A 24,509-nucleotide genomic window follows, 5' to 3' on the forward strand; every position below is an offset into this window, starting at 1 on the left:
GATCCCATGCCTGTTCCCTCCGCCAGGACATCCGTCCTGCCGCGGCGCACGGCCGTTTCCGCCGCGCTCGCGCTCGTGCTGGCGCAGCCGCCGGCGCGCGCGCAGGACGCCGACGCCGCGTCGGTGGCCACCCTGCCCGCCATTTCCGTATCCGGCGATACGCCGCTGCCCACGCTGCGCGAAAGCGCCGCCACCGGCTCGTTCCTGCAGCTCACGCCGTTCGAGACGCCGGCCAGCATCGACATCATCACCAATGAACAACTGCGCCAGCGCGGCGACGTGACGGTGATGGACGCGGTCACCCAGGCCGCCGGCATCAGCGCGTTCCGCCATCCCGGTAACGGCGGCTCGTCGCTGTCCTCGCGCGGCTTCACCGACTCGAACTCGGTGGCCATCCTGTATGACGGCCTGCGGCAGTACGGCGGCCTGGGCCAGACCTTTGTCTACGACCCCTGGTCGGTCGACCGCATCGAAGTACTGCGCGGCCCCGCCTCGGTGCTGTACGGCGAAGGCGCCATCGGCGGGGTGGTCAACGTGATCCCCAAGAAGCCCACCCGCGGCCCGATCGAGAACGAGATCCAGGCCGCCGTGGGCACGCACGACACGCAACGCCTGGCGTTCGGCAGCGGCGGCGCGCTCGACGAGCGCTGGTCGTACCGGCTGGACATCAGCGGCAACCGCAGCGACGCCGACATGAGTCTGGGCGAATCGAAGAACGCCGCCGTCACCGCCGCGCTGCGGCTGGACGTCTCGCCCGAGCTCAACTTCACCCTGACGCAGGCCTATGCGTGGCAGGAACCGACCCGCTATTTCGGCACGCCGCTGATCGACGGCGAGATCGATTATTCGCTGCGCCACAAGAACTACAACGTGGCCGACAGCAAGATCATCTACCGCGACAGCCGCACCGAACTGCAGGCCGAATGGATGCCGAACGCCGCCACCACGGTGCGCGGCCGCGTCTACTACCTGGGCAGCAACCGCGACTACCGCGACGCCGAGAACTACACCTGGGTGCCGGCCAGCGGCCTGATCGAGCGCAGCGCCTATACCGACATCCGCCACGACCAGTCGCAGGTGGGCGCGCGCGCCGACGTCGCCTTCGACGGCCACCTGTTCGGCCTGCGCAACCAGGTCTCGGTGGGCGCCGAGCTGAACCGCAGCAAGCTCAAGCACACCAACAATTCGCCCTACGGCGGCACCTCGCTGGTGGACCCGTACGACTTCGAGCACGGCGACTTCATCAACGAGGCCGGCACCACGCCACGCTACCGCAACACCGCCACGCAGTACGCGCTGTTCGCCGAAGACCGCCTGATGCTGACGGACCGCTGGTCGGTGCTGGGCGGCGTGCGCTACGACCACATCGACCTGGAGCGCGAAGACCTGGTCGCCGGCACCACCGCCTACCGCACCACCTTCACCAACGTGGGCTGGCGCATCGGCACGGTATACGACTTGCTGCCGGACCTGGCGGTCTACGGGCAGTACTCAGAAGCCGCCGACCCGGTCGGCGGGCTGCTGCTGCTGTCCCCCGCCAACAAGGACTTCGACCTGGCGCAAGGCCGCCAGGTCGAGATCGGGCTGAAGCAGACATTCTGGGACAACAAGGGAGAATGGACCCTGGCCGCCTATCACATCCGCAAGAAGGACCTGGTCACGCGCGACCCCGACGACCCGTCGCTACGCGTGCAGGTGGGCAGCCAGTCCAGCCGCGGCCTGGAGCTGACCGTGGGCGTGGAGCTGGCGCGCGACTGGCGCATCGATTTCAACGGCGCCATCCTGGACGCCCGCTACGACGACTTCACCGACACCTCGGGCGGCGCGGCGGTGTCGCGGCGCGGCAATGTGCCGCCCGACGTGCCCGAGCGCCTGGCCAACTTGTGGGTCAGCTGGAAGTTCATGCCGCGCTGGACCGCCAGCGCGGGCCTGCGCTACGTCGGCAAGCGCTACGCCGACAGCGCCAATGAGCTGGAAATGGCCGCCTACACCACCACCAACCTGGCGCTGCAATGGGAGCCGCGCAGCGACCTGAGCCTGGCGCTGCGCGCCTACAACGTCTTCGACAAGCAATACGCCGAGACCGCCTACTACAACCAGACCCAATGGCTGCTGGGCGCCGGCCGGCGCGTGGAGCTGTCGGCCAACTACCGGTTCTGAACGACATGACGACAACCACCCCGAACACTCCCGCCCAGGACAGCGCGCGCCGCGCCGACGTCTACCGCGCGGTATGGCGCTGGCATTTCTACGCCGGCCTGCTGGTGCTGCCCTTTCTCATCCTGCTGGCGGCCACCGGCGCGCTGTACCTGTTCCACAACGAGATCGAGGACGCCTGGTACCACGACCTGCGGCACGTCGAGGCGCGCGACGCGCCGGCCCTGCCGCCCTCGGCGCTGGCGCGGGCCGCCCTGCGCGCCCACCCCGGCACCCTGGTCAAGTACCTGCCGCCCGCCGCGCCGGACGCCGCCGCCCAGGTGGTGGTCAAGCCGGCCGGCGGCGCCAGCCTCGGCGTGTACGTCGACCCCTACGACGGCCGGGTGCTGGGCGCGCTGGGCGAACGCGACACCCTGATGTGGACCGTCCGGCGCTTGCACAGCCTGGACTACTTCGGCCCCATCGCCAACGGCGCGATCGAGATCGCCGCCGGCTGGTCGATCCTGCTGGTGCTGACCGGCGCCTACCTGTGGTGGCCGCGCGGGCGCCGGCAGGGCGTGGTGAGCGTGCGCGGCGGCCCGCGCCAGCGCGTGTTCTGGCGCGACCTGCATGCGGTCACGGGCGCGGCGGTGGCGCTGTTCATCCTGTTCCTGGCGCTGACCGGCATGCCGTGGTCGCTGGTGTGGGGCGGCAAGGTCAACCAATGGGCCAATGGCAACAACTTCGGCTATCCGGCCGGCGTGCGCGTGGCCGTGCCGATGTCCGACGAGCACCTGGCGCACATGGGCCACACCACCTGGTCGCTGGAGCAGGCGCGCGTGCCGGAGTCGGCCGCGCCGCACCACGCCGGCCAGCCGATCGGCCTGGACGCCGCGGTGCGCGCCGTCGAACGCCTGGGCCTGGCGCCAGGCTACGCCATCAATGTGCCGCAATCCGCCACCGGGGTCTACACCGCGTCGGTGTATCCCGACGACCTGGCGCGCCAGCGGGTGGTGCACCTGGACCAATACACCGGCCAGCCGCTGCTGGACATGAGCTACCGCGACTACGGCCCGCTGGGCAAGGCGCTGGAATGGGGCATCAACGTGCACATGGGGCAGGAGTTCGGGCTGGCCAACCAGTTGATCCTGCTGGCCGCCTGCCTGGGCATCGTGTTGCTGTGCGTGGCCGGCGCGGTCATGTGGTGGAAGCGCCGCCCGGCCGGCGGCCTGGGCATTCCGCCGCTGCCGGCCTCGCGCGGCGCGCTGCGCGGCGTCCTGGCCCTGCTGGTGGCCGGCGGGATCGTGTTCCCGCTGGTGGGCGCCTCGCTGCTGGTCATGCTGGCGCTCGACCTGGCGGTGCAGCGCCGCGCCCGCGTTGACACCCGCTCGTACGGCGTGTAGCTTAAGCACCTATCATGAACCGACGCGCGCCCCATACTCACCTGCATCCCGCACCGGCCCTTGCCGACGCGGCGCGCGCGTCGCGTCTTTTCCTCGTCGTAGCCCCCGTCGCCCCGCCGCCGCCCGCCGCCGTCCTGGGCTGATCCCAGCCCGCCTGGCCGCTCCCGCAGCTTCCCCTTGAATTCGCCGTCCGGCGCTTACGCCGGCCGCGTGCGGGAGCCCGTTCGTTTCCTTGACGGGACACTACGATGATCGATGCAAAAACGGCCTGCAAGGCCTATGGCGCCACCACCCTGTTCGTGCTGCTGTGGGGCAGCGGCGCCATCTTCTCGAAATGGGGCCTGGCGCACGCCACGCCCTTTGCCTTCCTGGCGCTGCGCTTCGCGCTGGCGCTGGCGGCCCTGCTGGCGCTGGGCGGCCTGGCCCGCCAGCCCTGGCTGCCCCCGGCCGGGACGCGCGGCCGCGTGGCCGCCACCGGCCTGACCATGATCGGCGGCTATTCCATCTGCTACTTCCTGGCCCTGGACCACGGCATCACGCCGGGCGTGCTGGCCACCACCCTGGGCGCGCAGCCGCTGCTGACGCTGGCGCTGCTGGAGCGCCGCTTCCCGCTGCCGCGCCTGCTCGGGCTGGCGCTGGCCATGGCCGGGCTGGCGCTGGTAGTATGGGACAGCATCGGGCTGGCCCGCTACTCGGCCGCCGGCATGCTGTACGCGCTGGGCGCGCTGCTGTGCATGACGGGCGGCGCGATGCTGCAGAAAAGCCTGCGCCAGCCGCCCCTGCGCGTCCTGCCGCTGCAATATGCGGCCGGCCTGCTGCTGTGCCTGGCGTTCGTGCCGTTCCAGCCCTGGCGGGTGGACGGCGGCCCGCAGTTGCTGGTGCCGCTGCTATGGCTGGGGCTGGTGATTTCGGTGGGCGCCACGCTGCTGCTGTACCGCTTGATCCAGGCCGGCAACCTGGTCAACGTCACCAGCCTGTTCTACCTGGTGCCAGGCGTCACGGCCCTGCTGGACTACCTGCTGCTGGGCAACCGCCTGTCGTTGCCGAGCCTGGCCGGCATGGCCGCCATCCTGGGCGGCCTGGCGCTGGTGCTGCGCACGGCGCCCGGGCCGGCGGCCGGCAAGCAGCCGGCGTGAGGCCGCCGGGCCGGCCATGGGCGCGGGGATCAGGCCGCCGGCCCCCGCGCGCCGGCGGCCGCCCCGCGCAGCAGGCCCAGGAAGATCTCCGCCAGTTGCGCCGCCAGCGCCCGGCCATCGTGCTCGCCGCGCGCGATCGCGTCGTCCACCGCGCCGTGCATGGCGTGGAACAGCACGATGGCGGTCAGGCGCGGCGCGGCCAGCGTCCAGTTGCCGGCGCGCTGGCCGTCCGCCAGGATCCGCTCCAGCTGGTCCAGCACATCGTGCTTCTCGCGCGTGCCGCGGTCGCCGTGGCGCGCGTCGTGGAACACCACGTCGTGCAGCCGGTAGTCGGCCAAGTAAGCGGCCACGCCGGCGTGGGTCCAGGCCCGCACCCGCGCCGCGCCGTCTTCGGGCGCGCAGGCCCGCACCGCCTCGTCCACGCGCGCCAGGAAACCCTGCGAGAACTTGGCCCGCAGCGCCAGCAGAATGTCGTGCTTGGAGGCGAAATAATGATAGAAGGTGCCCTTGGCGACCCCCGCGGCTTCGACGATGTCGTTCACCGTGGCCGCCTCGACCCCCTTGGCGATGAACAATTGCTCGGCCGCCGCCATCAGCTCGTCCAGCCGCACCTCCGGCGGCTTGGTGCGGGGCGGCCGGGCGGGGCCGGTAGGCGGCGGGGCGGATGGACGACGAGCCGGGCGCATGGGCAGGGGGTGGATGAGCTGGCAAAACCCCGAGTGTAGAAGATGCGCCGCGCGGCCAGCGTGGTCCATATGGGAATGATTCTTTTTTCAATTGACCGACGGTCGGTCGATAAATAAAATGAACCCTCCCCGAATCAACCATGCGCCCCCCATGCTGCCCGCCCGCCAACTCGCCCTGGTCGCCGCCGTATGCCTCGGCACTTTCATCACGGTGCTGGACATCAGCATCGTCAACGTCGCCCTGCCCACCTTGCAAGCCGCGCTGGACACCGACATCGCCGGGCTGCAATGGGTGGTGGACGCCTACGCGCTGTGCCTGTCGGCCTTCATGCTGTCGGCCGGCCCGCTGGGCGACCGCTACGGCCGGCGGCGCGCCTGGCTGGGCGGCGTGGCGCTGTTCATGCTGGGGTCGGCGCTGTGCGCCGCCGCCACCGGCCTGCCCTTGCTGCTGGCCGGCCGCGCCGTGCAGGGCGTGGCCGGCGCGCTGCTGATCCCGGGCGCGCTGTCGATCCTGACCCAGGCCTTCACCGAACCGGCCCGGCGCGCCCACGTGATCGGCGCATGGTCCTCGTTTACCGCCATTTCGCTGATTGTCGGCCCCATGCTGGGCGGCGTGCTGGTCGATCATGCCGGCTGGCAGAGCATCTTCCTGATCAACCTGCCGGTGGGCGCGCTGGCGGTCGGCCTGGGCCTGTGGGCCATTCCCGAAAGCGCCCACCCCGACCATGCCGCCTTCGACCCGGCCGGCCAGGCGCTCAGCATCGGCTGGCTGGGCGCGCTGACCTACGGGCTGATCGCCGCCGGCGAACACGGCTGGCGCCACGCCGGCACCCAATGGGCGCTGGCCCTGGCGGCCGTCGGCCTGGCCGCGTTCATCGCGGTGGAACGGCGCGCCGCCCGGCCGGTGCTGCCGCTGGCCCTGTTCCGCCACAGCGGCTTCGCGGTCAACAATTGCGCCTCGTTCGTGCTGGGCTTTTCAGGCTACAGCAGCCTGTTCTTTTTCTCGCTGTTCCTGCAGCAGGTGCAGGGGCTGTCGCCCATAGCCACGGGCTGGCAACTGGCGCCGCAATTCGTCGCCATGGGCGCCATGGCGGTGCTGTTCGGCCGGCTGAGCGCGCGCATCGCGCTGGCGCGGCTGATGATCGCCGGCTATGCGCTGATGGGGGCGGCCATGCTGGCCATGGCCTCCTTCACCGCCGCCACCGGCGCGGGCCTGGTCAGCACCCTGATGACGCTGCTGGGCATCGGCATGGGCCTGGCCGTGCCGGCCACCAGCATGGCGGTCATGGGCTCGGTGGCGCGCGAGCGCTCGGGCATGGCCTCGGCCACCATGAACGCGCTGCGCCAGACCGGCATGGCGGTGGGCATCGCGCTGCTGGGCACGTTGATGAGCGCCCAGGCCGTCGAGGCCCTGGCCCGGCGGCTGGCCGGCGCCGGAGCCGCCGACGCGCTCGCCGTGGCGCGCGCCGCCATCACCCAGCACACCGTGCCCGCCGCGCTGCGCGGCGCCTACGCGGAAGCCATGGCCAGCGGCTTCCAGGCGGCCATGATCGCGGCCGGCGGCGCGGCCTTGCTGGCCGCCGCCCTGCTGGCCGCCGAGCGCTTCCGGCGCCCGGTTGCGCACCGGGAATTAGCGTGAAATAGCAGCTTTTGGCCACAAAAACGACCGGTTCAGCAGCCTGTACGGCGCAATGCTTTACCATTGCCCCCTAGGAATGACCCGCCTGCGCTTGCAATGCTGGCGGGTCATGCCTTTTTCCCCCCTCAATCAAGGAGATCTCACTGATGACGAAAAGACGCTGCTCGCCGCCGCATTGCTGGCTGGTTTCGCAGGTGCGGCCCAGGCTGAGACGTCGGTCACTCTCTATGGTGTCATCGACACCGGCATCGGCTACAACAAAATCAAGGGCGACGGATACGACGGCAGCCGCATCGGCATGATCAACGGCATCCAGGCCGGCTCGCGCTGGGGCCTGCGCGGCACCGAAGACCTGGGCGACGGCCTGCGCGCCGTGTTCACCCTGGAAAGCGGCTTCGATTCCGGCAACGGCTCGCGCGCCCAGGGCGACCGCCTGTTCGGCCGCCAGGCCACCATCGGCCTGGCCAGCGACAGCTGGGGCATCCTGGAATTCGGCCGCCAGACCAACATGGCCTCGAAATACCTGGCCGACATCGATCCGTTCTACACCAGCTACACGCAGGCCAACCTGGGCCTGGGCTTCAGCTCGGCCAACACCACCCGCTGGGACAACATGGTGATGTACCGCTCGCCTTCGTGGGGCGGCTTCGAGTTCGGCGCCGGCTACTCGTTCAACGTCGATGACGGCAACGACGACCAGACCGGCTTCCGCACTGCCGACAACACGCGCGGCATCACCGCCGGCCTGCGCTACGTCAACGGCCCGCTGAACGCCGCGCTGACCTACGACCAGCTCAACGGCAGCAACAGCAGCAGCCAGATCGACAACAGCGCCACTCCGCGCCAGTACGCGGTCGGCCTGTCGTACGACTTCGAAGTGCTGAAGCTGGCGGCCGCCTACGCCCGCACCACCGACGGCTGGTTCACCGGCCAGGACGTGCCGGCCGGCACGCCGTTCAGCAACGAGTTCGGCTCGAACCGCTTCGTCGACGGCTTCAAGGCCAATTCGTACATGGTGGGCGCGACCCTGCCGATCGGCGGCGCCAGCAACGTGTTCGCCTCGTGGCAGCGCGTCGACCCGTCCAACGACCGCCTGACCGGCGGCGACTCCACCATGAACGTGTGGAGCCTGGGCTACACCTACGACCTGTCCAAGCGCACCAACCTGTACGCCTACGGTTCGTACGGCAAGGACTACGCCTTCATCGACGGCCTCAAGAGCACGGCCGCCGGCGTCGGCATCCGCCACCAGTTCTAAGGCGGTTCGCGGCGGCGGGCCGGCCCGCCGCCGCTTTGCGCTGCCAGGCCCCGTCCGCGCGCACCGGGGCCCGGCCCTCAGGTCTTATCAATAATCCTATTGACGATAACGACATCACGGGCGTAGCCTGCCTGCACCCCTAACCAGGCCCTGCATGATGTCTTCTTCCCACGATACCCCGCCGGTCGACCACACCCTTTGCCTGGGTCCGCGGCCCGACGTCGCCCCGGCCAGCTTCGACATTCCGTCCGGCGCCTGCGACACGCACGCCCACGTCATCGGCGACGGCGTGCGCCACCCTTACGTGGCCAACCGCAGCTACACGCCGCCGCCCGCCCCCGAGGAAAAGTACCTGGCCATGCTGGCCGCCTGCGGGATGGCGCGCGGCGTGCTGGTGCAGGTCAGCGTCCACGGCACCGACAACCGCTACATGCTGGACGTGCTGCGCCGCCATCCCGGCCAGCTGCGCGGCGTGGCCGTGGTGAACCCGGACGTGCCCGACCGCGAACTGGCGGCCATGCACGCGGCCGGCGTGCGCGGCGTGCGCTTCAACGTGCTGTTCGGCGGCGGCGTCGGCGTGGACGCGGTGGACCGCCTCGCCCCCCGCCTGGCGGAACTGGGCTGGCATGCCCAGTTCCTGATGGACGTGCGGCGCCTGCCCGAGCTGGCGCCGCGCCTGGCCCGGCTGCCGGTGCCGTGCGTGTTCGACCACATGGGCCACATGCCGGTCGCCGAGGACATGCAGCACCCCGGCTTCCAGGCGCTGCTGCGCGGCGTGCGGGACCACGGCTGGTGGGCCAAGCTGTCCGGCGCCTATCGCATCAGCGAGCAGTTCGACCATTACGACGACGTCACGCCATGGGCGCAGGCGCTGATCGAGGCCGCGCCCGACCGCATGGTGTGGGGCAGCGACTGGCCGCACGTAGCCATCCCGCGCATGCCGGACACCGGCGTGCTGCGCAACCTGCTGCCCAAGTGGGCACCCGATCCGGCGCAGCGCCGGCGCATCCTGGTGGACAACCCGCAGGCCCTGTACGACTTTCCCGCCGCCTGAGCGCGGCCGCCACAACAACCACGCGGAGACGCCGCCATGAGCTGGTTCAGCGAACTCGACCAAAACGGCAAGCGCACGTTCTACGCCTCGTTCCTGGGCTGGACCATCGATGCGCTGGACTACATGGTGTTCACCTTCGTGATCTCCACGCTGGTGGCGCTGTGGGGCATCGACCGCGGCCAGGCGGGCATGCTGGGCACCGTGACGCTGCTGTTCTCGGCCATCGGCGGCTGGGGCGCCGGCATCCTGGCCGACCGCTACGGCCGCGTGCGCGTGCTGCAGATCACCATCCTGTGGTTCTCGGCCTGCACGGTCGGCATCGGTTTCACCCAGAACTTCGAGCAGATCTTCGTGCTGCGCGCCCTGCAGGGCCTGGGCTTCGGCGGCGAGTGGGCGGTGGGCTCGGTGCTGATGGGCGAAATCATCAAGGCGCGGCACCGCGCCCGCGCGGTCGGCACGGGGCAAAGCGGCTGGGCGGTGGGCTGGGGCATCGCCGCCCTGCTCTACACCATCGCGTTCTCGGTGCTGCCCGAGCAATGGGCCTGGCGCAGCCTGTTCTGGGTGGGCGTGCTGCCCGCGCTGCTGGTGCTGTATATCCGCAAGCACGTGCCCGAACCGGAAATCTTCGAACAGGCGCGCAGCCGCCGCGCCGCCGGCGAACCGAAGGTCTCGCCGTGGCTGATCTTCTCGCCGGCGCTGCTGAAGACCACGCTGCTGTCGGCGCTGCTGTGCACCGGCATCCAGGGCGGCTACTACGCCGTCACCACCTGGCTGCCCACCTACCTGAAAGTGGAGCGCCACCTGTCGGTGCTGAACACCGGCGGCTACCTGCTGGTGATCATCCTGGGCTCGTTCTGCGGCTACATCGCCGGCGCGCACATGGCCGACCGCCTGGGCCGGCGCGTGAATTTCATCATCTATTCGGTGCTGTCGGGCGTGTGCGTGTACTTCTACACGCAAGTGCCGCTCACCGACGGCCAGATGCTGTTCCTGGGCTTTCCGCTGGGCTTCGCCGCGTCGGGCATTTTCGGCGGGCTGGGGGCCTACCTGACCGAACTGTTCCCGTCGGAGATCCGCGCCAACGGCCAGGGCTTCGCCTACAACTTCGGGCGCGGCATCGGCGCGCTATTTCCCAGCCTGGTGGGCTACCTGAGCAATAGCATGGGGCTGGCCATGGCCATCGGCATCTTCGCCGGCGGCGCCTACACCGTGGTGCTGCTCGCCACCCTGCTGCTGCCCGAGACCCGCGGCCGCGCCCTGGCCAGCCTGGGCAGCCTGGGCGAGGCGGACTGACCGCGCCGCCTCAGCCGCGCGCCTGCAGGTGGCGGTTCAGCGCCAGGTAGGCATCGCGCGACGGCGCCAGGTGGCCGCGGCACAGGCGGATCAGGTCGTCGCGCCGGCCTTCCTGCAGCGCGGCGATCATGGCCCAGTGTTCCTGGCGCGCGCGCTCGCGGTATGAGGCGTCCACCAGCGAGCCGAAGCGGATGGCGTGCGTCTGGCGCGCGTATTCCTGGATGGCCTTCTGCAGCACGCCGTTCTGGCAAAAGCCGAACAGCGTGCGATGAAACCGCTGGTTGGTATGGAACACCGCGCGCGGGTCGCCCTCGGCCACCGCGCGGTCGTGTTCGCGCTGGATCTCGGTCAGCTGGCGCAGGGCCTCGGCCGGCAGCGGACACGGCAGCGCGCGGGCAGCCTCGGCCTCGAGCAGTTCGCGCATCTGGTAGAGCTCGGCCACTTCCTGCGCGGTGAACGCGCGCACCTCGCAGCCCACATGCTTGCGGCGCTCGACCAGCCCGCGCCGGGCCAGCTCGGCCAGCACCTCGCGCGCGGCATGGCGCTTCAGGCCGAAGCGGCGGATCAGGTCGTCCTCGATCAGGCGTTCGCGCGGATGCAGGCCGCCCAGCACGATGTCTTCTTCGAGCACGCGCACCGCGTCGGCGATGGAGGCATCGGCGGGCGCGGCGGACGGCGTGTCGGACAGGACCTGGGACATCGATGGCGACATAGGGGCTGGCCCGGCTGGGCGGGGCAACCACTATATCAACAATCGATTCAGCGTTGGACCAGGCCGGCGGCGGCCGGCACCGGCGCGGCGGCCCGGTCGTCGATCGGGAAATGCAGCAGCGCCGCCACCAGGCCCGCCAGCGCGGTGGCCGCCCAGATCGGCGTGTACGAACCGGTCAGGTCGAACACCAGCCCGCCCAGCCAGGCCCCCAGGAACGAGCCGACCTGGTGGCTGAGGAAGCACACGCCGAACAGCGTGCCCAGGTGGCGGGTGCCGAACACCTTGGCCACCAGCCCGCTGGTCAGCGGCACGGTGCCCAGCCAGGTCAGCCCCATCACCGCCGCGAACAGCACCACCGACAGCGTGCTCTTGGGCAGCAGGAAAAACGCCGCGATGGCCGCGCCGCGGATCAGGTACAGCCAGCCCAGCACATGCTGCTGGCGGAAGTGCCCGCCGAGCCAGCCGCAGGCCCAGCTGCCCGCCATGTTGAACAGGCCGATCAGCGCCAGCGCGGTGGCGCCCAGCCCCGCCGGCATGTGGCACAGCACCAGGTAGCCCGGCAGGTGCGTGGCGATGAAGGCCAGCTGGAAACCGCAAGTGAAAAAACCGAGGGTCAGCAGGCAATAGCCGCGATGCCGGCAGGCGTGCAGCACGGCCTGCCGCAGCGGCACCGGCGGCTCCTGGGCGGCCGCCGCGCTGCCCGCGCCGGGCCGGTCCAGCAGCAGGCCCAGCGGCGCCACCAGCAGCATCAACACCGCCAGCCCCCACAGCGAAGCCGACACCCCCGACATGTCGCGCAGGACTTGCGCGAACGGCACCAGCGCGACCTGCCCCAGCGAGCCGCCGGCGCTGGCAATGCCCAGCGCCATGCTGCGCCGCTCGGGCGCGGCGGCCCGCCCGACCGAGGCCAGCACCACGCCGAATCCCGTGCAACTGATGCCGACCCCCACCAGCACGCCCATGCCCAGCACCAGCAACACCGGCGAATCCGCCACCGAGGTCAGCGCCAGCCCGGCCGCGAACGCCGCCGCGCCGAACGCCACCACCGGCGCCGAGCCGTAGCGGTCGGCCGCCGCGCCGGCGAACGGCTGCGCCACGCCCCACACCAGGTTGTGCACGGCAATGGCGAAGGCGATCTGCGTGACCGGCAGGCCGCGATCGAACGAGAAAGGGCTGATGAACAACCCGAAGGTCTGCCGTACCCCCATGGCCGCGCTGAGTATCAGCGCCGCCGCCACCACGACGGCCAGGGCCGTATTGCCGGACGCCAGGCGTCCGCTGTTGTTTGCGGTCTGCATGATGCGTTCTCCTTGCCCGCATGGTGGCAGCGCGCGGCCGCGCCGGCAAAGGAAAAGATTTTGATGGCGAGTGAAGGTTCTTCATCCGCCCGGGCGGCCTTGCAAGCGGCCGCGCCACGGCGCCGTACCGGTTTTGCTCAACCGCCCGGCGCGCCGCCGAACGCGCGCGCCTCGTCCAGCACCCACTGGCGGAACGCCAGCGCCTCGCTGCGGCGCTCGACCGCGTCGGCGCTCACCAGCCAGTACGCCGTCTGGGCCTGCAGCGCCGGCAATGGCAGCTCCACCAGCGTGCCGGCGGCCAGGTCCTGGTCCACCAGCGGGCGCCGGCCCAGCACCACGCCCAGGCCCGCCGCGGCCGCCTCGAACGCCAGTTGGATGGTGTCGAAGCGCAACCCGCCCGCCAGGCCGATGGCCTCGCCGGCCGCATCGCCCGCGCCTTCCAGCCAGGCCTGCCAGTCCTCGCTGGCCAGCGTGACGTGGATGAGCGTGGCGCGCCGCCAGTCCACCCGCCCGCGCGCGTCCAGCAGCGTGTCGCGATACGCCGGGCTGCACACCGGCGCCAGCCGCTCGCCGAACAGCCGCGCCCATGACGCCGCGGCGATCGGGCCGCGGCTCATGCGGATGGCGAAATCGAAGCCGTCGACCGGAAAGCCCACGTGCCGCTGCGCCGTGTCGATGCTCAGGTGCACGCCCGGCCACTGCGCGCGAAACGCCTGCAGGCGCGGCAGCAGCCAGCGCGAGGCCAGCGTGGGCGCGCAGCTCACGGCGATGGCGCGCCCGCCCGGCCCGGCCGGCAGGCGCTGCGTGCCGGCGGCGATCAGCGACAACGCCTCCGACACGTACAGCAGGTAGTCGGCGCCCTCCGGCGTCAGCGTCAGCCCGCGCGGCCCGCGCGCGAACAAATCGACGCCCAGCGCCTGCTCCAGCCCGACGATGCCATGGCTGACCGCGCTGGGCGTCACGTTCAGTTCGGCCGCCGCCAGCTTGAAACTGCAATGCCGGCCGGCCGCCTCGAAAAAGCGCAATGCGGAAAGCGGGGGCAGGCGGCGCGGCATGGGCGGAAAGTCCTTCGCTGGCGAAGCCGGCGGCACTGGCCGGCGATGGCGCCAACTGTAGCGGACAGGCGCGCGGCGTGGCTAGGGGTGTCGGCCGCCGTCAGTAGCTGACGCCGGCGGCGCGCAGCTGCGAGGCGGTGTGCCGCAGTTCGGGCAGGAACTCGCGCAGCGCGGTGGCCTCGTCGAAGCTGCCGGCCGGCAGGCTGACGTTGATGGCCGCCACGATGGCGCCGTCCTTGTCGCGCACCGGCACGCCCAGGCCGGCGATGGATTCGTCGAGCTCGCCGTCTACCCAGGCATAGCCCTGTTCGCGCGCCCGCACGATGGCGGCCTGCAACTGGGCGCGGTCCACCACCGTAGCGGCGGTCAGTTTCTTGAGCGTGGCCGTGGCCAGGTAGGCGTCCAGCGCGGCGTCGTCCAGGCCCGACAGCAGCACCCGGCCCATCGACACCGCGTGCGCCGGCAGGCGGCTGCCCAGCGACGGGCTCATCGGCAGGATGCGCCGCGTATGCAGGCGCTGCACGTAGACGATGTCTTCCTCGTCCAGCACCGACACCGCGCACGACTGGCCGATGCGCGCGCACAGCTCTTCCAGCGCCAGTTGCGCCTGCCGCCAGTACGGCAGCGAATATAGGTACGACAGCCCCAGCCGCAGCACCTTGGGCGTCAGCCAGTAGTACTTGCCGTCGGTCTTGACGAACGACAGGTCGATCAGCGTCAGCAGAAAACGCCGCACCGCCGTGCGCGGCAGGTCCACGGCCTCGGCCACGTCGCCGAGGGTCTGGCGGGCCGCGCCCTGCCCCATTGCTTCGATGATTTTCAGCCCGCGCGCGAAGGTGCGGACGAACGATTCGCTTTCCGGTGTTGCCATGCGACCCCCTGCCATGTGCTTGACACGGCAAAAAACGCCTTCCACAATGACCATAAAGCGGATATCAATATCCGCTAAGCGGTCATTGTAGCAGAATGATCCCGTTGTTCAACCCCCAGCCCACCCTAGCCCGCGACCATGACAGAACCCACCTTCGAAACCGATTTCTGGAAAGACGCCCAGTCCCGCAAGATCTGGGACGACATCGTGCCCGGCCAGCCGCGCAAGACCATCCCCTACACCCTGACCCTGGAAGCCATCCAGAAATACTGCCGCGTGGTGGGCGACCTGCACCCGCTGTATTTCGACGAGGAATACGCGCGCAACTCCCCCTACAAGGGCCTGATCGCCCCGCCCGCCATCCACATCCTGCTGATGTTCGCCTGCACGCCGGCCGACGACTGGATGCGCAGCCCCGGCACCGTCAACGCCGGCCAGTCCTGGAGCTACCACACACCCGCCCGGCCCGGCGACGTGATCCGCCTGCAGGCCCGCGCGCTGGACAAGTTCATCAAGAAAGGCCGCCTGTTCGCCGTGCACGACAACGTGTTCTTCAACCAGCGCGACGAAGTCATCTGCGCCGGCCGCGGCTGGACCATCCGCCCCATGTGACCGCACGGCCCGTATCCAAGGAATCTTCCATGACCACCACCGCATTCGAAACCCTCAAGGCCGGCCAGCAGATCGACGGCACGCCGTTCTCGCCCACCCGCGAATCCATCCGCGACTTCTGCGAGGCCTCGCTGGACTACAACCCTCTGCACCTGGACGACGACTACATGCAGGGCAGCTTCGGCAAGACCCAGTTCGGCGGCATCATCATGCACGGCATGAACAACTTCGGCGTCATCACCAAGATGCTGACCGACTGGCTCTACCCGCAGGGCGGCGTGCAGCGCCGCCTGGAAACCCGCTGGAAGATCCCGGTCAAGCCGGGCGACACCATCACCCCGCGCGCCACCATCACCGCCACGCGCAAGACCGAAAAAAGCCAGTGGGCCACGCTGGACGTGCAAGTCACCAACCAGCGCGGCGAAACCGTGGCGGTCGGCGAAGCCATGGTCGAATTCCCGCCCGCCGCCTGAGCGCCGCGCGGGCCGGCCAAGGATCAGACACGCCCGCCACGTCTGCCAGGTGTCAGACACCCGCAGGGTGTCTGACCTTCCCCCCACACACCAGAACACAACACAGGAGACAAACATGAAAACCTCGACGCAAGCCGCCGCCGCCGCGCTGGCCCTGGCCGCCGCCCTGGCCGCCCCCGCCAGCCAGGCCGAGCCGCGCCAACCCTTCCCGACCCGCAGCGTCACCCTGGTCGTGCCTTTCCCGCCGGGCGGCACCACCGACATCCTGGCGCGCCAGCTGGCCCACGAGCTGAGCCAGCAATGGCGCCAGACCGTCGTGGTGGAAAACAAACCCGGCGCCAGCGGCACCATCTATTCCGAACAACTGGCGCGCGCCGAGCCGGACGGCTACACGCTGATGCTGACCGCCACGCACCACGTCATCAACCCCAGCCTGTACAAGAACCTGCGCTACGACACCCGCAAGGACTTCACCCCCATCGCCGAAGTGGCCGCCGTGCCCAACGTGCTGGTGGTCAACCCGTCCTTTCCGCCCAAGACCGCGCAGGAACTGGTCGCCTACGCCAAGGCCAACCCCGGCAAGGTCAACTTCGGCTCGGCCGGCACCGGCGGCGCCAACCATTTGTCGGGCGAGCTGTTCAAATCCATGACCGGCACCGAGATGGTCCACATCCCCTACAAGGGCGCCGCGCCGGCGCTGAACGATCTGCTGGGCGGGCAGATCCCCATGATGTTCGACTCCGTGCCCGGCGTGCTGCAGCACATCCAGGCCGGCAAGCTGCGCGCGCTGGGCGTCACCTCGCCGAAGCGCTCGGCCGCCCTGCCCGACGTGCCCACCCTGGATGAGGCCGGCATCAAGGGCTTCGAGGCCATGGCCTGGTTCGGCCTGTACGCGCCCGGCAACATGCCGCCCGCGCTGACCCGGCAGATCTCCGCCGACGTGCTGGCCGCCCTGCAAAGCCCCCGCATCAAAGAACAGTTCGCCAAGCAGGGCGCCGAACCCGGCACCATGAGCCAGCCCGAATTCGCCCGCTACGTCGACGCCGAGATCGACAAATGGGGCAAGGTCATCGCCGACGCCCACATCAGCATCCAATAAGCCAGCAAGGAAGCCTCGCCATGCCCGACCCCGCCGTCCCCGCCGCCACGCCAGGCGCCCTGTCGCACCTGCGCGTGCTCGACCTGAGCCGCATCCTGGCCGGGCCCTGGTGCACCCAGAACCTGGCCGACCTGGGCGCCGAAGTCATCAAGGTCGAGCGCCCCGGCAGCGGCGACGACACGCGCGCCTGGGGCCCGCCCTGGACCCGCGACGCGCATGGCAACGACGCCGCCGACTCGACCTACTACGCCGCCGCCAACCGCGGCAAGAAGTCCATCACCATCGACATCGCCAGCGCGGCCGGGCAACAACTGGTGCGCGAACTGGCCGCGCGCAGCGACGTCCTGGTAGAGAACTACAAAATCGGCGACCTGCGGCGCTACGGCCTGGACTACGACAGCCTGCGCGCCGTCAACCCGGGCCTGGTGTACTGCTCCATCACCGGCTACGGCCAGGACGGCCCCAGCGCCCGCAAGCCCGGCTACGACTTCGTGTTCCAGGCCATCGGCGGGCTGATGAGCATCACCGGCGAACGCGACGACCTGCCCGGCGGCGGCCCGCAGAAAACCGGCATCGCCATCGCCGACGTCATCACCGGCATGTACGCCACCATCGCCATCCTCGCCGCGCTGAACCATCGCACGGTATCCGGCCAGGGGCAGTACATCGACATGGCCTTGCTGGACTGCATCGTCGCCCTGGGCGGCAACCAGATCACCGGCTACTTCGCCAACGGCAAGATCCCGCACCGCTACGGCAACGCCCACGCCAGCCTGGTGCCCTACCAGGTCTTCGCGGTGGCCGACGGCGAGATCGTCGTCGCGGTCGGCAACGACGTGCAATGGCAGCGCTACTGCGCCGCCATCGAGCGCCCCGACCTGGCCGCCGATCCGCGCTGGGCCAAGGTCAAGGGCCGCATCGTCGGCCGCGACACCCTGGTGCCCGAACTGGCCCGCGCCATGCTGACGCGCCGCGCGGCCGACTGGGTCGCGCGCCTGGAAGCCGCCGACGTGCCCTGCGGCCGCATCAACAACTACCAGCAAGTCTTCCAGGACCCGCAAGTGCGGCACCGCGGCCTGCGCGTCGACATCCCGCGGCCCGGCGGCGGCACGGTCGGCACCATCGCCAGCCCGCTGCGCCTGCGCGGCACCCCGGTCAAATACGACGTGCCCCCGCCCACCCTGGGCGACAGCACCGACTACGTACTGGGCGAAGTCCTGGGCTACAGCGCGCGGCAGATCGCCGACCTGAAAAACGCCGGCGCCGTCTAGCCACGCGCGGTACCCAGGCACCTAGCCAGGTGCGGCACCGAGGTGCTTGCCAGGTGTCTGACACCCCTACGAGACGCCCCATGCCAGCCACCATCGAGCATGGGGTGTCAGACACCTTCCGCCACCAACCCCAGCCCCCACCCCAGGGCGATATCATTAGGAGCCCCATCCCCCACCCCCGCCTCATGCCCCGCATCCTGCGATCCATCCTCTGCACCTGCGCACTACTGCTCGCCAGCCCCGCCCCGCACGCGCAGGCCGAGCCGCAACTGTTGCACACCGAACCCTCCCAATTCGGCAAAATCCTCGTCTTCGAAGAAAACGGCGAACGCTGCCTGAACTTCAACAGCATGGTCGACTTCGGCCGCCAGACCTGCATGAGCCTGGCCGAGCCCGACACCCTGGTGTTCCGCTACACCCGCATGATGGTCAGCGCCCTGTTCGTGCAGCCCGCGCCGCGGCGCATCCTGATCGTCGGCCTGGGCGGCGCCACCCTGCAGAAGACCCTGGCCCGGCTGCTGCCCCAGGCCACCATTGACACCGTCGAGATCGACCCCGCCATCGCCAAAGTCGCCGAAGCCTACTTCGGCTACCAGCCGGGCCCGCGCCAGCGCCTGTTCCTGGAAGACGGCCGCGCCTACATCGAACGCGCCCACCGCGAGGGCCGGCAATACGACATGGTCATGCTGGACGCTTTCGACGTGGACTACATCCCCGCGCACCTGATGACCCGCGAATTCCTCGAGCACGTGCGCGGCATCCTGGCCGAGGGCGGCATCGTGGTGGCCAACACCTTCACCAACAGCGAGCTGTACGAGCGCGAATCGGCCACCTACGCGGCGGTGTTCGGGGACTTCTTCAACCTGCGGCAAGGCAACCGGGTCATCATCGCGGCGCGCGGGGCATTGCCGGGGGATGAGGTGCTGGCGCGCAATGCGGCGGCGCTGCAGGACCGGATGCAGCGGATCGGGGTAGATGCCGAGGAAGCCGTGGGAAGATTTTTTCGACAGACGACGGGCTGCCATGTTGATAGTGAAATTCTCCTCGACAATCTTTCCTATACACGGTTACCGAGGCTGTCTTCTCCAATTATGAGATCCGCCGCAACCGATCATTGACCACGTAACTGAAATGATATTTTTTCAATTTTATGTTACAAAACTAAGCTCTATGTCCTGACTATCGGCAATGCCGAAATGCGCGCATGACCATATATTCCGGTTCAACAGTGCACAAGCGAATGCGGCGAGCGTTTACCCATGTCACGGCTTTTGTAGACTGGCAGTCTCAACTGCTGATAACCGGTGTTAATGCTCAGGCTGAGCCGCTACTAGCAGCTCGAGCAGCGCTCAAACAAGTAACCCGGCGGATTACACTTTGCCTGTCAAAAATCGAAAAAAAAGCAAAATTCCGAGTGGCGTTACGCCTATATCACGGATGGCGAAAGGGATATGAACCGACTACGAATTTCAAAGCGATTCGTCAGGTTATCTCCGAAACGGATTTTTCATCCCTATCGGACTTTCCAAACATAAGTTACTCCGGCATCATCGGTTTCGGTGACTGTCTAATTTCCGCTTCGCCTAAACGCCTTCATCCAAAAATTTCTATACACTTACCAAACACCTATCGTGACCGTGGCGATCGTGGAAGCGAAGAAAAGATGGTCGACACTGCAATAGCCACCGACTCTATTGTCTGCGCTTATCAATACCCCGAAGATTGGATTATTCTAGTGGGGGAAGACGATGACCTGGTGCCCCCGCTATTTTCCATTGAAACCATCGTATGTGCACGGGGAGCTAAAGCCCTGCTACTGAGCAAGCGCAAGCGGAGCAATAACTTTCTCTTACTTGACGGGCTGAATATTCAATAGGGACAAAATGAACAGAGAAGAACTAATTAATGATTTTTCCCCTTTTGTGGACATTGGCACTGGCGCTCCGAGAGTCTCCGAACAGCAATCGAGAGTTACGGTACGGATTTCGAGAGACGGGCGAGATCTGAAGATTGCAATTGATCCAGCTTCTGGAGTAGTGCAAGCGACTTGGGGGAAATCGCCTGCACGCAATTTTCCCTCAATAGCATCGTTGCTAGCTTCAGAGATCTTCGCGAATCTTAAAAGATGGGCTGACATTCAAACTGAAATATTTAGAGGAGAACTCTCCGACCGAAAAAGAGTCATACCGATCAATGCCGTAGCTCAGACTGGAGGTATGCTGCGAGGCGCAGGCGAAATTAATGCACTGATCAATAGCGTTGAGCGGAAACCTAACTCCACTGAGATCTTAATTATTGATGGGCCCGCTGGTATTGGCAAGACCACTCTTATATCTGAAATCGCTTTTCTCCGTGCTTCAAACTACAGACAATGCCCCTCACCGCTAGTCCTTCATGTAAAAAGCCGAGGGCGCGTGCTTTCCAATTTAGATGATCTAATGGCATTTAGCCTCCAGACCATACGTTCAAACATTACATATGATCAGGTTCCTGTTCTAGTCAGGCACGGGCTAGTCATTTGCGCCATCGACGGATTCGATGAATTGGGAGACCCCAACGGATATGATATGGCTTGGGCACAGGTCAGTGAGCTGATCGCCTCTGTCCGTGGACAAGGGACGCTCATCCTAGCAGGCCGTGATACCTTTATCAGCCGCGAACGGCTAATGAGAGATGTGAGTTCACTGCGTGACGGAACAGATACGGTTAGCGGCGTCACATTGCGCCTGCCGTCCCCTGAAGAAGCAAGAAATTGGCTACTCACCCATAAAGGATGGGGTGAGGCGAGTTTTGAGATCCCAGCGATATCTGTTTTGTTGGAAGAAGGCTCTTTCGCTCTCAGACCCGTATTCCTGAAATTGTTGGCAGAACAAATTAAGCCCAAAGATATTAAAGAAGTCCACGAAAGGTATCTAACCTCTTTTCTATTACAGAGCATTCTTAGCCGTGAAGCTGGGCTCTTTGGAAACCCGGTTGAAGCGGTTCTTGAAAAATCAGAGATAGAGAGATTCCTTCAAGATTTCCTGCATGAAGCCGCTCGCGAAATGGCTGATATGCAAAGCGAATCTCTAGATAACAGTACACTCGCATGGATCGCAGAAGCAGCGCTTGGCGATGGACATCCTGCAGATATTGTCGGGTTGGTCAAGAATAGGGCAGCAGTAATCGCATTGTTGATAAATGACGATCGCCCCGGATATAAAACGTTCCTCCACACTTACATACAGAATTATTATCTAGCAAAAGTAGCGATCGAGGCGTTAGCAAATGGGGAGCTACCAAAGTTTATTCGTCGAAATATCTTGGGCCCCGAATTCCTGCTTACCTTTGTAGAGGTTGCTGCGGAATATAGCTCACACTCTCCGCAGACAGTCCGAAATTTTTTCACCCGAACTCAATCTCTAACTCAGCAATACGCCAATTTGGATCGAGGTTCTAGAAATCTGGGAGCGTTGCTCTTCGCAGCATTTCAGAGCCTTATCGGCGAAGATGCGGCATATCTCAGCAACATTCAACTAGATGACGCCGTGGCTCGGGGGACGGCAGGCCCAGCGAAGATATCGTCTGTGGCGATAAACCAACTCGATTGCAGGCAGGCAGATTTACGCTGCATAGAATTCATCGACTGCAACATTACCAGCTTAATCGCAGATGATGGCTCTAGATTCCCAACGTCCTTTCCCTTTCCGAGTATATTAATTGACGGAACGGGAGAACATATGACGGAACCAAGCAGGATAATGGAGTGGATAAACGTACGTGGTCGCTCACATGACGCAGCCAATGATTCAATTGTTCCGCAAAAAGTGAGGGAGCATGACATATACTCGCTGCTTGGCCGAGCGTGCCGGATCCGGCAGTACTGGCTCCGTGAAAGCGATGACATATATGCTGAACGCATTCTGCGGGACCCTAACTGGCCACTCCTTAGTAAGGTATTGACCGAACACGGCTTTTTAAGAGTAGAAAAGCGAGATGCATCCGGAAGGTCTTCAATTTTTTATCATTTGCGACAGCCAGAACGGCTACTAGCAGAGGATAAAATGGATCATGAAGTTGCACATTTTTTTCATGATCTGGCCCTCTCAATTTGAGCGCTTTGCCAAAAGTCGGTCAGGAAAACGGGCCTGAACGGAAACTGACAAATAATGCAATAAAGACCGTCTTGTGCGATTTAAATCTACGGTGCTTCTAATGGTCGAATAGCGCGACGCTGCGCATATCCTAAGCTGCGAGGCCCCCATGCGCCCCACTCCCGCCATCGTGCTCGCCACGCTCCTGGGCACGCTCTTCTACCTGGCCCTGGCCGTCTTCGGCTACGGCGGCGTGGCGGCGTTCTTCTCTCATCCGGCGCGCATCGCGCTGGCCGTGGTGTTGTTCGCCCTGTCGACCGCCGCGCTGTTCAGCGGCGGCAACCTGAACCCGGGCGAATACGAGGACCGCGACAACCGCTGGGTGCTGACCGCTTTCGCGCTGCTGGGCCTGTTGAGCGGGTTCGTGCCGGCCTATACCGACCGCATCGATTTCTGGACCATGGACGGCGACACGCTGCGCTGGACCGGCGTGGCGGTGTTCGCCATCGGCGGCGCGCTGCGGCTGTGGCCCGTGTTCGTGCTGGGGCGGCGCTTCAGCGGGCTGGTGGCGATCCAGCCGGGACACGAGCTGGTGACCACCGGCATCTATGGCAAGGTGCGCAACCCCAGCTACCTGGGGCTGCTGATCAGCATGCTGGGCTGGGCGCTGACGTTCCGCTCGGCGGTCGGCGTGCTGCTGGCGCTGTGCATGCTGCCGCCCCTGATCGCCCGCATGCGCAGCGAGGAGCGGCTGCTGCGCGCGCATTTCGGGGTGCAGTACGAGAACTACCGCAAGCGCACCTGGCGCCTGATTCCCTGGTTGTACTGAAGGCCTGGCGCCTACTCCGGCTGGTCCAGCGTGTGCAGGAAGGCGGCCATGTCGCGCGCGTCCTGTTCGCTGACGCCCAGGTCCGGCATGGCGGAATCGGGGTCGATGGCGCTGGGGTCGCGCAGCCAGCGCGCCATGTTGGCGGGGGTGTTGGGCAGCACGCCGGCGATGTAGCGCTGGCGGGCGATGCCGCCCAGCGGCGGCCCGACGTGGCGGTTGGCGCCGACCACGCCGGGGATGGCGTGGCAGGTCACGCACAGGTGTTGCTGCATGGCCAGTCGGCCGGCTTCGGGATCACCCGGCCGCAGCTCCGCCGGCGTCTCCAGCGGGCGCGGCGCGGGCGCGCCGGGGTGCTTGCGGTCCCACTCGCGGTACTGGGCCGGCGACAGGCGCGGCAGCACTTTCATGAAGGCCACCACGTCCCAGATGTCGTCGTCGTGCAGACGGTATTGCCAGGCGGGCATGCCGGTCATTTTGATGCCCTGGCGGATCACCAGGTAGACCTCGGACGCGGGCCACTGGCGGGCGGTTTCCACCAGGGCGGCGGGGGCCGGCATCATGCCGCGCGCGTAGGGGTCCGGCGCGATGCCGGGCGCGCCGTGGCATTGCACGCAGTGGGCGCGGAACAGCTTGAAGCCGTTGAGGGCGCGCCGCGGGTCGTCCAGCGCCGGCACGGCGATGTCGCCGGCGCGCACGCTGATGGAGCGCCGCAGGGCGATGTCGAGCACATGGTTGACGGGCGCGGTGTGCGGGTGGGTGGCGGCGCTGTCGTACCAGCCGCTGTAGACCAGGGCCAGCGCGCCGGCCGCGCCGGCGGCCGCGACGCCTGCCAGGGTCAGGCCGATGATGCGCGTGCGCTTTCTCATGATGGCGGCGTCCTTCAGCGCAGGGTGAGCAGGTAGGCGGCGATGTCGCGCGCCTCGGCCTCGCTCAGCCGCAGGTTGGGCATGGCGGTGTGCGGCGCGATGGCGGGCGGGTCGCGCAGCCAGCGCACCAGGTTGGCGGAGGTGTTGGCCAGCACGCCGCCCAGGTAGGCGCGCTTGGCCAGGTGTCCCAGGGGCGGCCCGACCCGCGCGCCGGCGCCCTTGATGCCGGGAATGCTATGGCAGCTGACGCAGCCCTGCGCGACGATGCGCTCGCGGCCGCGCGCGCTGTCGGCGCCCGCCAGCGCGCCGGCCTGCGGCGTGGCGGCGAGCGGCGCGGGCGGTTCGCCGCAGCCGGCCAGCGCGGCCAATAAGGCGACGGCCGGCACGGCGGCCGCCAGCCGCGCCGCCAGGCGCCGGGGCCGTGCGGGCGAAGCGCCCGGCGCGCGGCGCGGCGGCCGTGTCGGCGGGCCGGGCCGGGCCCGTGGTACCGCGAAGGTCAAGCGGTGCATGGTGGATCCCCGTTTTTGCAGCGATATAGCAAGTGCTTTGCCAGCGCAGCCGCCCTCTGCCGGCGCGCCCGGGCGGGCACGCGGCTTGCAGCAAAAAAACCGGCGGTTTGTAAATCTTCCCTTCGGTGCGCGGCGGCGCTTTTGTTCGGTGGGTATGCCAGGGCAGGCTCGCGCGGCGCGGCCGAGGCCCGCCGGGCATGGCACTTGCACATGGCCGCGCTCCGCGGCTGCATGCG

22 protein-coding genes are annotated in these 24,509 nt (G+C 67.4%); 15 read left to right on the forward strand and 7 right to left on the reverse strand.

Annotated elements, in window-relative coordinates; translation table 11 throughout:
• Nucleotides 1–6: 6 nt before the first annotated feature.
• From CAL24_RS14750 to CAL24_RS14760, 3 genes are all read left to right on the forward strand, one after another.
• A complete protein-coding gene (locus CAL24_RS14750; protein WP_094807060.1) occupies nt 7–2,160 on the forward strand; it encodes a TonB-dependent receptor in 2,154 nt (717 codons plus the stop codon).
• 5 nt (nt 2,161–2,165) lie between these two features.
• Nucleotides 2,166–3,539 carry a PepSY-associated TM helix domain-containing protein gene (locus CAL24_RS14755; RefSeq protein WP_038853355.1) on the forward strand — a complete coding sequence of 458 codons (1,374 nt, stop codon included), beginning with the start codon at nt 2,166–2,168 and terminating at the stop codon, nt 3,537–3,539.
• A gap of 248 nt (nt 3,540–3,787) precedes the next feature.
• Nucleotides 3,788–4,675, forward strand: a complete 888-nt coding sequence (locus CAL24_RS14760; RefSeq protein ID WP_028354017.1) for a DMT family transporter — start codon at nt 3,788–3,790, stop codon at nt 4,673–4,675.
• Between the two features lie 29 nt (nt 4,676–4,704).
• Here the strand turns inward: CAL24_RS14760 and CAL24_RS14765 are convergent, their stop codons facing one another.
• On the reverse strand, nt 4,705–5,430 hold the full coding sequence (locus CAL24_RS14765; protein WP_249278543.1) for a TetR/AcrR family transcriptional regulator: 726 nt from the start codon (nt 5,428–5,430) through the stop codon (nt 4,705–4,707).
• A gap of 82 nt (nt 5,431–5,512) precedes the next feature.
• Between CAL24_RS14765 and CAL24_RS14770 the strand changes: the two genes are divergently transcribed.
• From CAL24_RS14770 to CAL24_RS14785, 4 genes are all read left to right on the forward strand, one after another.
• Nucleotides 5,513–7,000, forward strand: a complete 1,488-nt coding sequence (locus CAL24_RS14770) for an MFS transporter (protein ID WP_094807062.1) — start codon at nt 5,513–5,515, stop codon at nt 6,998–7,000.
• Nucleotides 7,001–7,109: 109 nt separating this feature from the next.
• Nucleotides 7,110–8,258 (forward strand): porin, encoded by a 1,149-nt coding sequence (locus CAL24_RS14775; RefSeq protein ID WP_094807063.1) that lies wholly within the window; start codon nt 7,110–7,112, stop codon nt 8,256–8,258.
• 154 nt (nt 8,259–8,412) lie between these two features.
• The gene (locus tag CAL24_RS14780) at nt 8,413–9,312 is read left to right on the forward strand and encodes an amidohydrolase family protein (protein ID WP_432759290.1); all 900 of its coding nucleotides are present in this window, start codon (nt 8,413–8,415) and stop codon (nt 9,310–9,312) included.
• A gap of 36 nt (nt 9,313–9,348) precedes the next feature.
• The gene (locus CAL24_RS14785; RefSeq protein ID WP_094807064.1) at nt 9,349–10,605 is read left to right on the forward strand and encodes an MFS transporter; all 1,257 of its coding nucleotides are present in this window, start codon (nt 9,349–9,351) and stop codon (nt 10,603–10,605) included.
• 10 nt (nt 10,606–10,615) lie between these two features.
• Here the strand turns inward: CAL24_RS14785 and CAL24_RS14790 are convergent, their stop codons facing one another.
• From CAL24_RS14790 to CAL24_RS14805, 4 genes are all read right to left on the reverse strand, one after another.
• Nucleotides 10,616–11,305, reverse strand: coding sequence for a GntR family transcriptional regulator (locus CAL24_RS14790; RefSeq protein WP_028354021.1), 690 nt, complete (start codon nt 11,303–11,305; stop codon nt 10,616–10,618).
• A 59-nt stretch (nt 11,306–11,364) separates the two neighbouring features.
• A complete protein-coding gene (locus CAL24_RS14795) occupies nt 11,365–12,615 on the reverse strand; it encodes an MFS transporter (protein WP_028354022.1) in 1,251 nt (416 codons plus the stop codon).
• A 137-nt stretch (nt 12,616–12,752) separates the two neighbouring features.
• Nucleotides 12,753–13,670 (reverse strand): LysR substrate-binding domain-containing protein, encoded by a 918-nt coding sequence (locus tag CAL24_RS14800; RefSeq protein ID WP_094807065.1) that lies wholly within the window; start codon nt 13,668–13,670, stop codon nt 12,753–12,755.
• A gap of 100 nt (nt 13,671–13,770) precedes the next feature.
• Entirely contained in the window at nt 13,771–14,541 is a 771-nt protein-coding gene (locus CAL24_RS14805) for an IclR family transcriptional regulator domain-containing protein (RefSeq protein ID WP_170947087.1), read from the reverse strand.
• 138 nt (nt 14,542–14,679) lie between these two features.
• Between CAL24_RS14805 and CAL24_RS14810 the strand changes: the two genes are divergently transcribed.
• From CAL24_RS14810 to CAL24_RS14835, 8 genes are all read left to right on the forward strand, one after another.
• Entirely contained in the window at nt 14,680–15,153 is a 474-nt protein-coding gene (locus tag CAL24_RS14810) for a MaoC family dehydratase (RefSeq protein WP_094807066.1), read from the forward strand.
• Nucleotides 15,154–15,182: 29 nt separating this feature from the next.
• Nucleotides 15,183–15,626 (forward strand): MaoC family dehydratase, encoded by a 444-nt coding sequence (locus CAL24_RS14815; RefSeq protein ID WP_094807067.1) that lies wholly within the window; start codon nt 15,183–15,185, stop codon nt 15,624–15,626.
• 115 nt (nt 15,627–15,741) lie between these two features.
• A complete protein-coding gene (locus tag CAL24_RS14820) occupies nt 15,742–16,725 on the forward strand; it encodes a tripartite tricarboxylate transporter substrate binding protein (RefSeq protein ID WP_028354027.1) in 984 nt (327 codons plus the stop codon).
• A gap of 20 nt (nt 16,726–16,745) precedes the next feature.
• A complete protein-coding gene (locus CAL24_RS14825; protein WP_094807068.1) occupies nt 16,746–17,996 on the forward strand; it encodes a CaiB/BaiF CoA transferase family protein in 1,251 nt (416 codons plus the stop codon).
• 185 nt (nt 17,997–18,181) lie between these two features.
• Entirely contained in the window at nt 18,182–19,114 is a 933-nt protein-coding gene (locus tag CAL24_RS14830) for a spermidine synthase (protein WP_094807069.1), read from the forward strand.
• 86 nt (nt 19,115–19,200) lie between these two features.
• Nucleotides 19,201–19,872, forward strand: a complete 672-nt coding sequence (locus CAL24_RS24045) for an NYN domain-containing protein (protein WP_141218090.1) — start codon at nt 19,201–19,203, stop codon at nt 19,870–19,872.
• Between the two features lie 7 nt (nt 19,873–19,879).
• Entirely contained in the window at nt 19,880–22,090 is a 2,211-nt protein-coding gene (locus CAL24_RS24050) for an NACHT domain-containing protein (protein ID WP_141218091.1), read from the forward strand.
• A gap of 148 nt (nt 22,091–22,238) precedes the next feature.
• The gene (locus CAL24_RS14835) at nt 22,239–22,898 is read left to right on the forward strand and encodes a methyltransferase family protein (RefSeq protein ID WP_094807070.1); all 660 of its coding nucleotides are present in this window, start codon (nt 22,239–22,241) and stop codon (nt 22,896–22,898) included.
• A gap of 11 nt (nt 22,899–22,909) precedes the next feature.
• Here CAL24_RS14835 and CAL24_RS14840 read toward each other — a convergent pair whose 3' ends face one another.
• Nucleotides 22,910–23,764, reverse strand: coding sequence for a c-type cytochrome (locus CAL24_RS14840; protein ID WP_094807071.1), 855 nt, complete (start codon nt 23,762–23,764; stop codon nt 22,910–22,912).
• A gap of 14 nt (nt 23,765–23,778) precedes the next feature.
• Nucleotides 23,779–24,273, reverse strand: a complete 495-nt coding sequence (locus CAL24_RS14845) for a c-type cytochrome (RefSeq protein ID WP_094807072.1) — start codon at nt 24,271–24,273, stop codon at nt 23,779–23,781.
• Between the last annotated feature and the right edge of the window lie 236 nt (nt 24,274–24,509).

The sequence above is a fragment of the Bordetella genomosp. 2 genome, assembly GCF_002261345.1.
In the GTDB taxonomy this organism is placed as follows: Bacteria; Pseudomonadota; Gammaproteobacteria; order Burkholderiales; family Burkholderiaceae_B; genus Bordetella_A.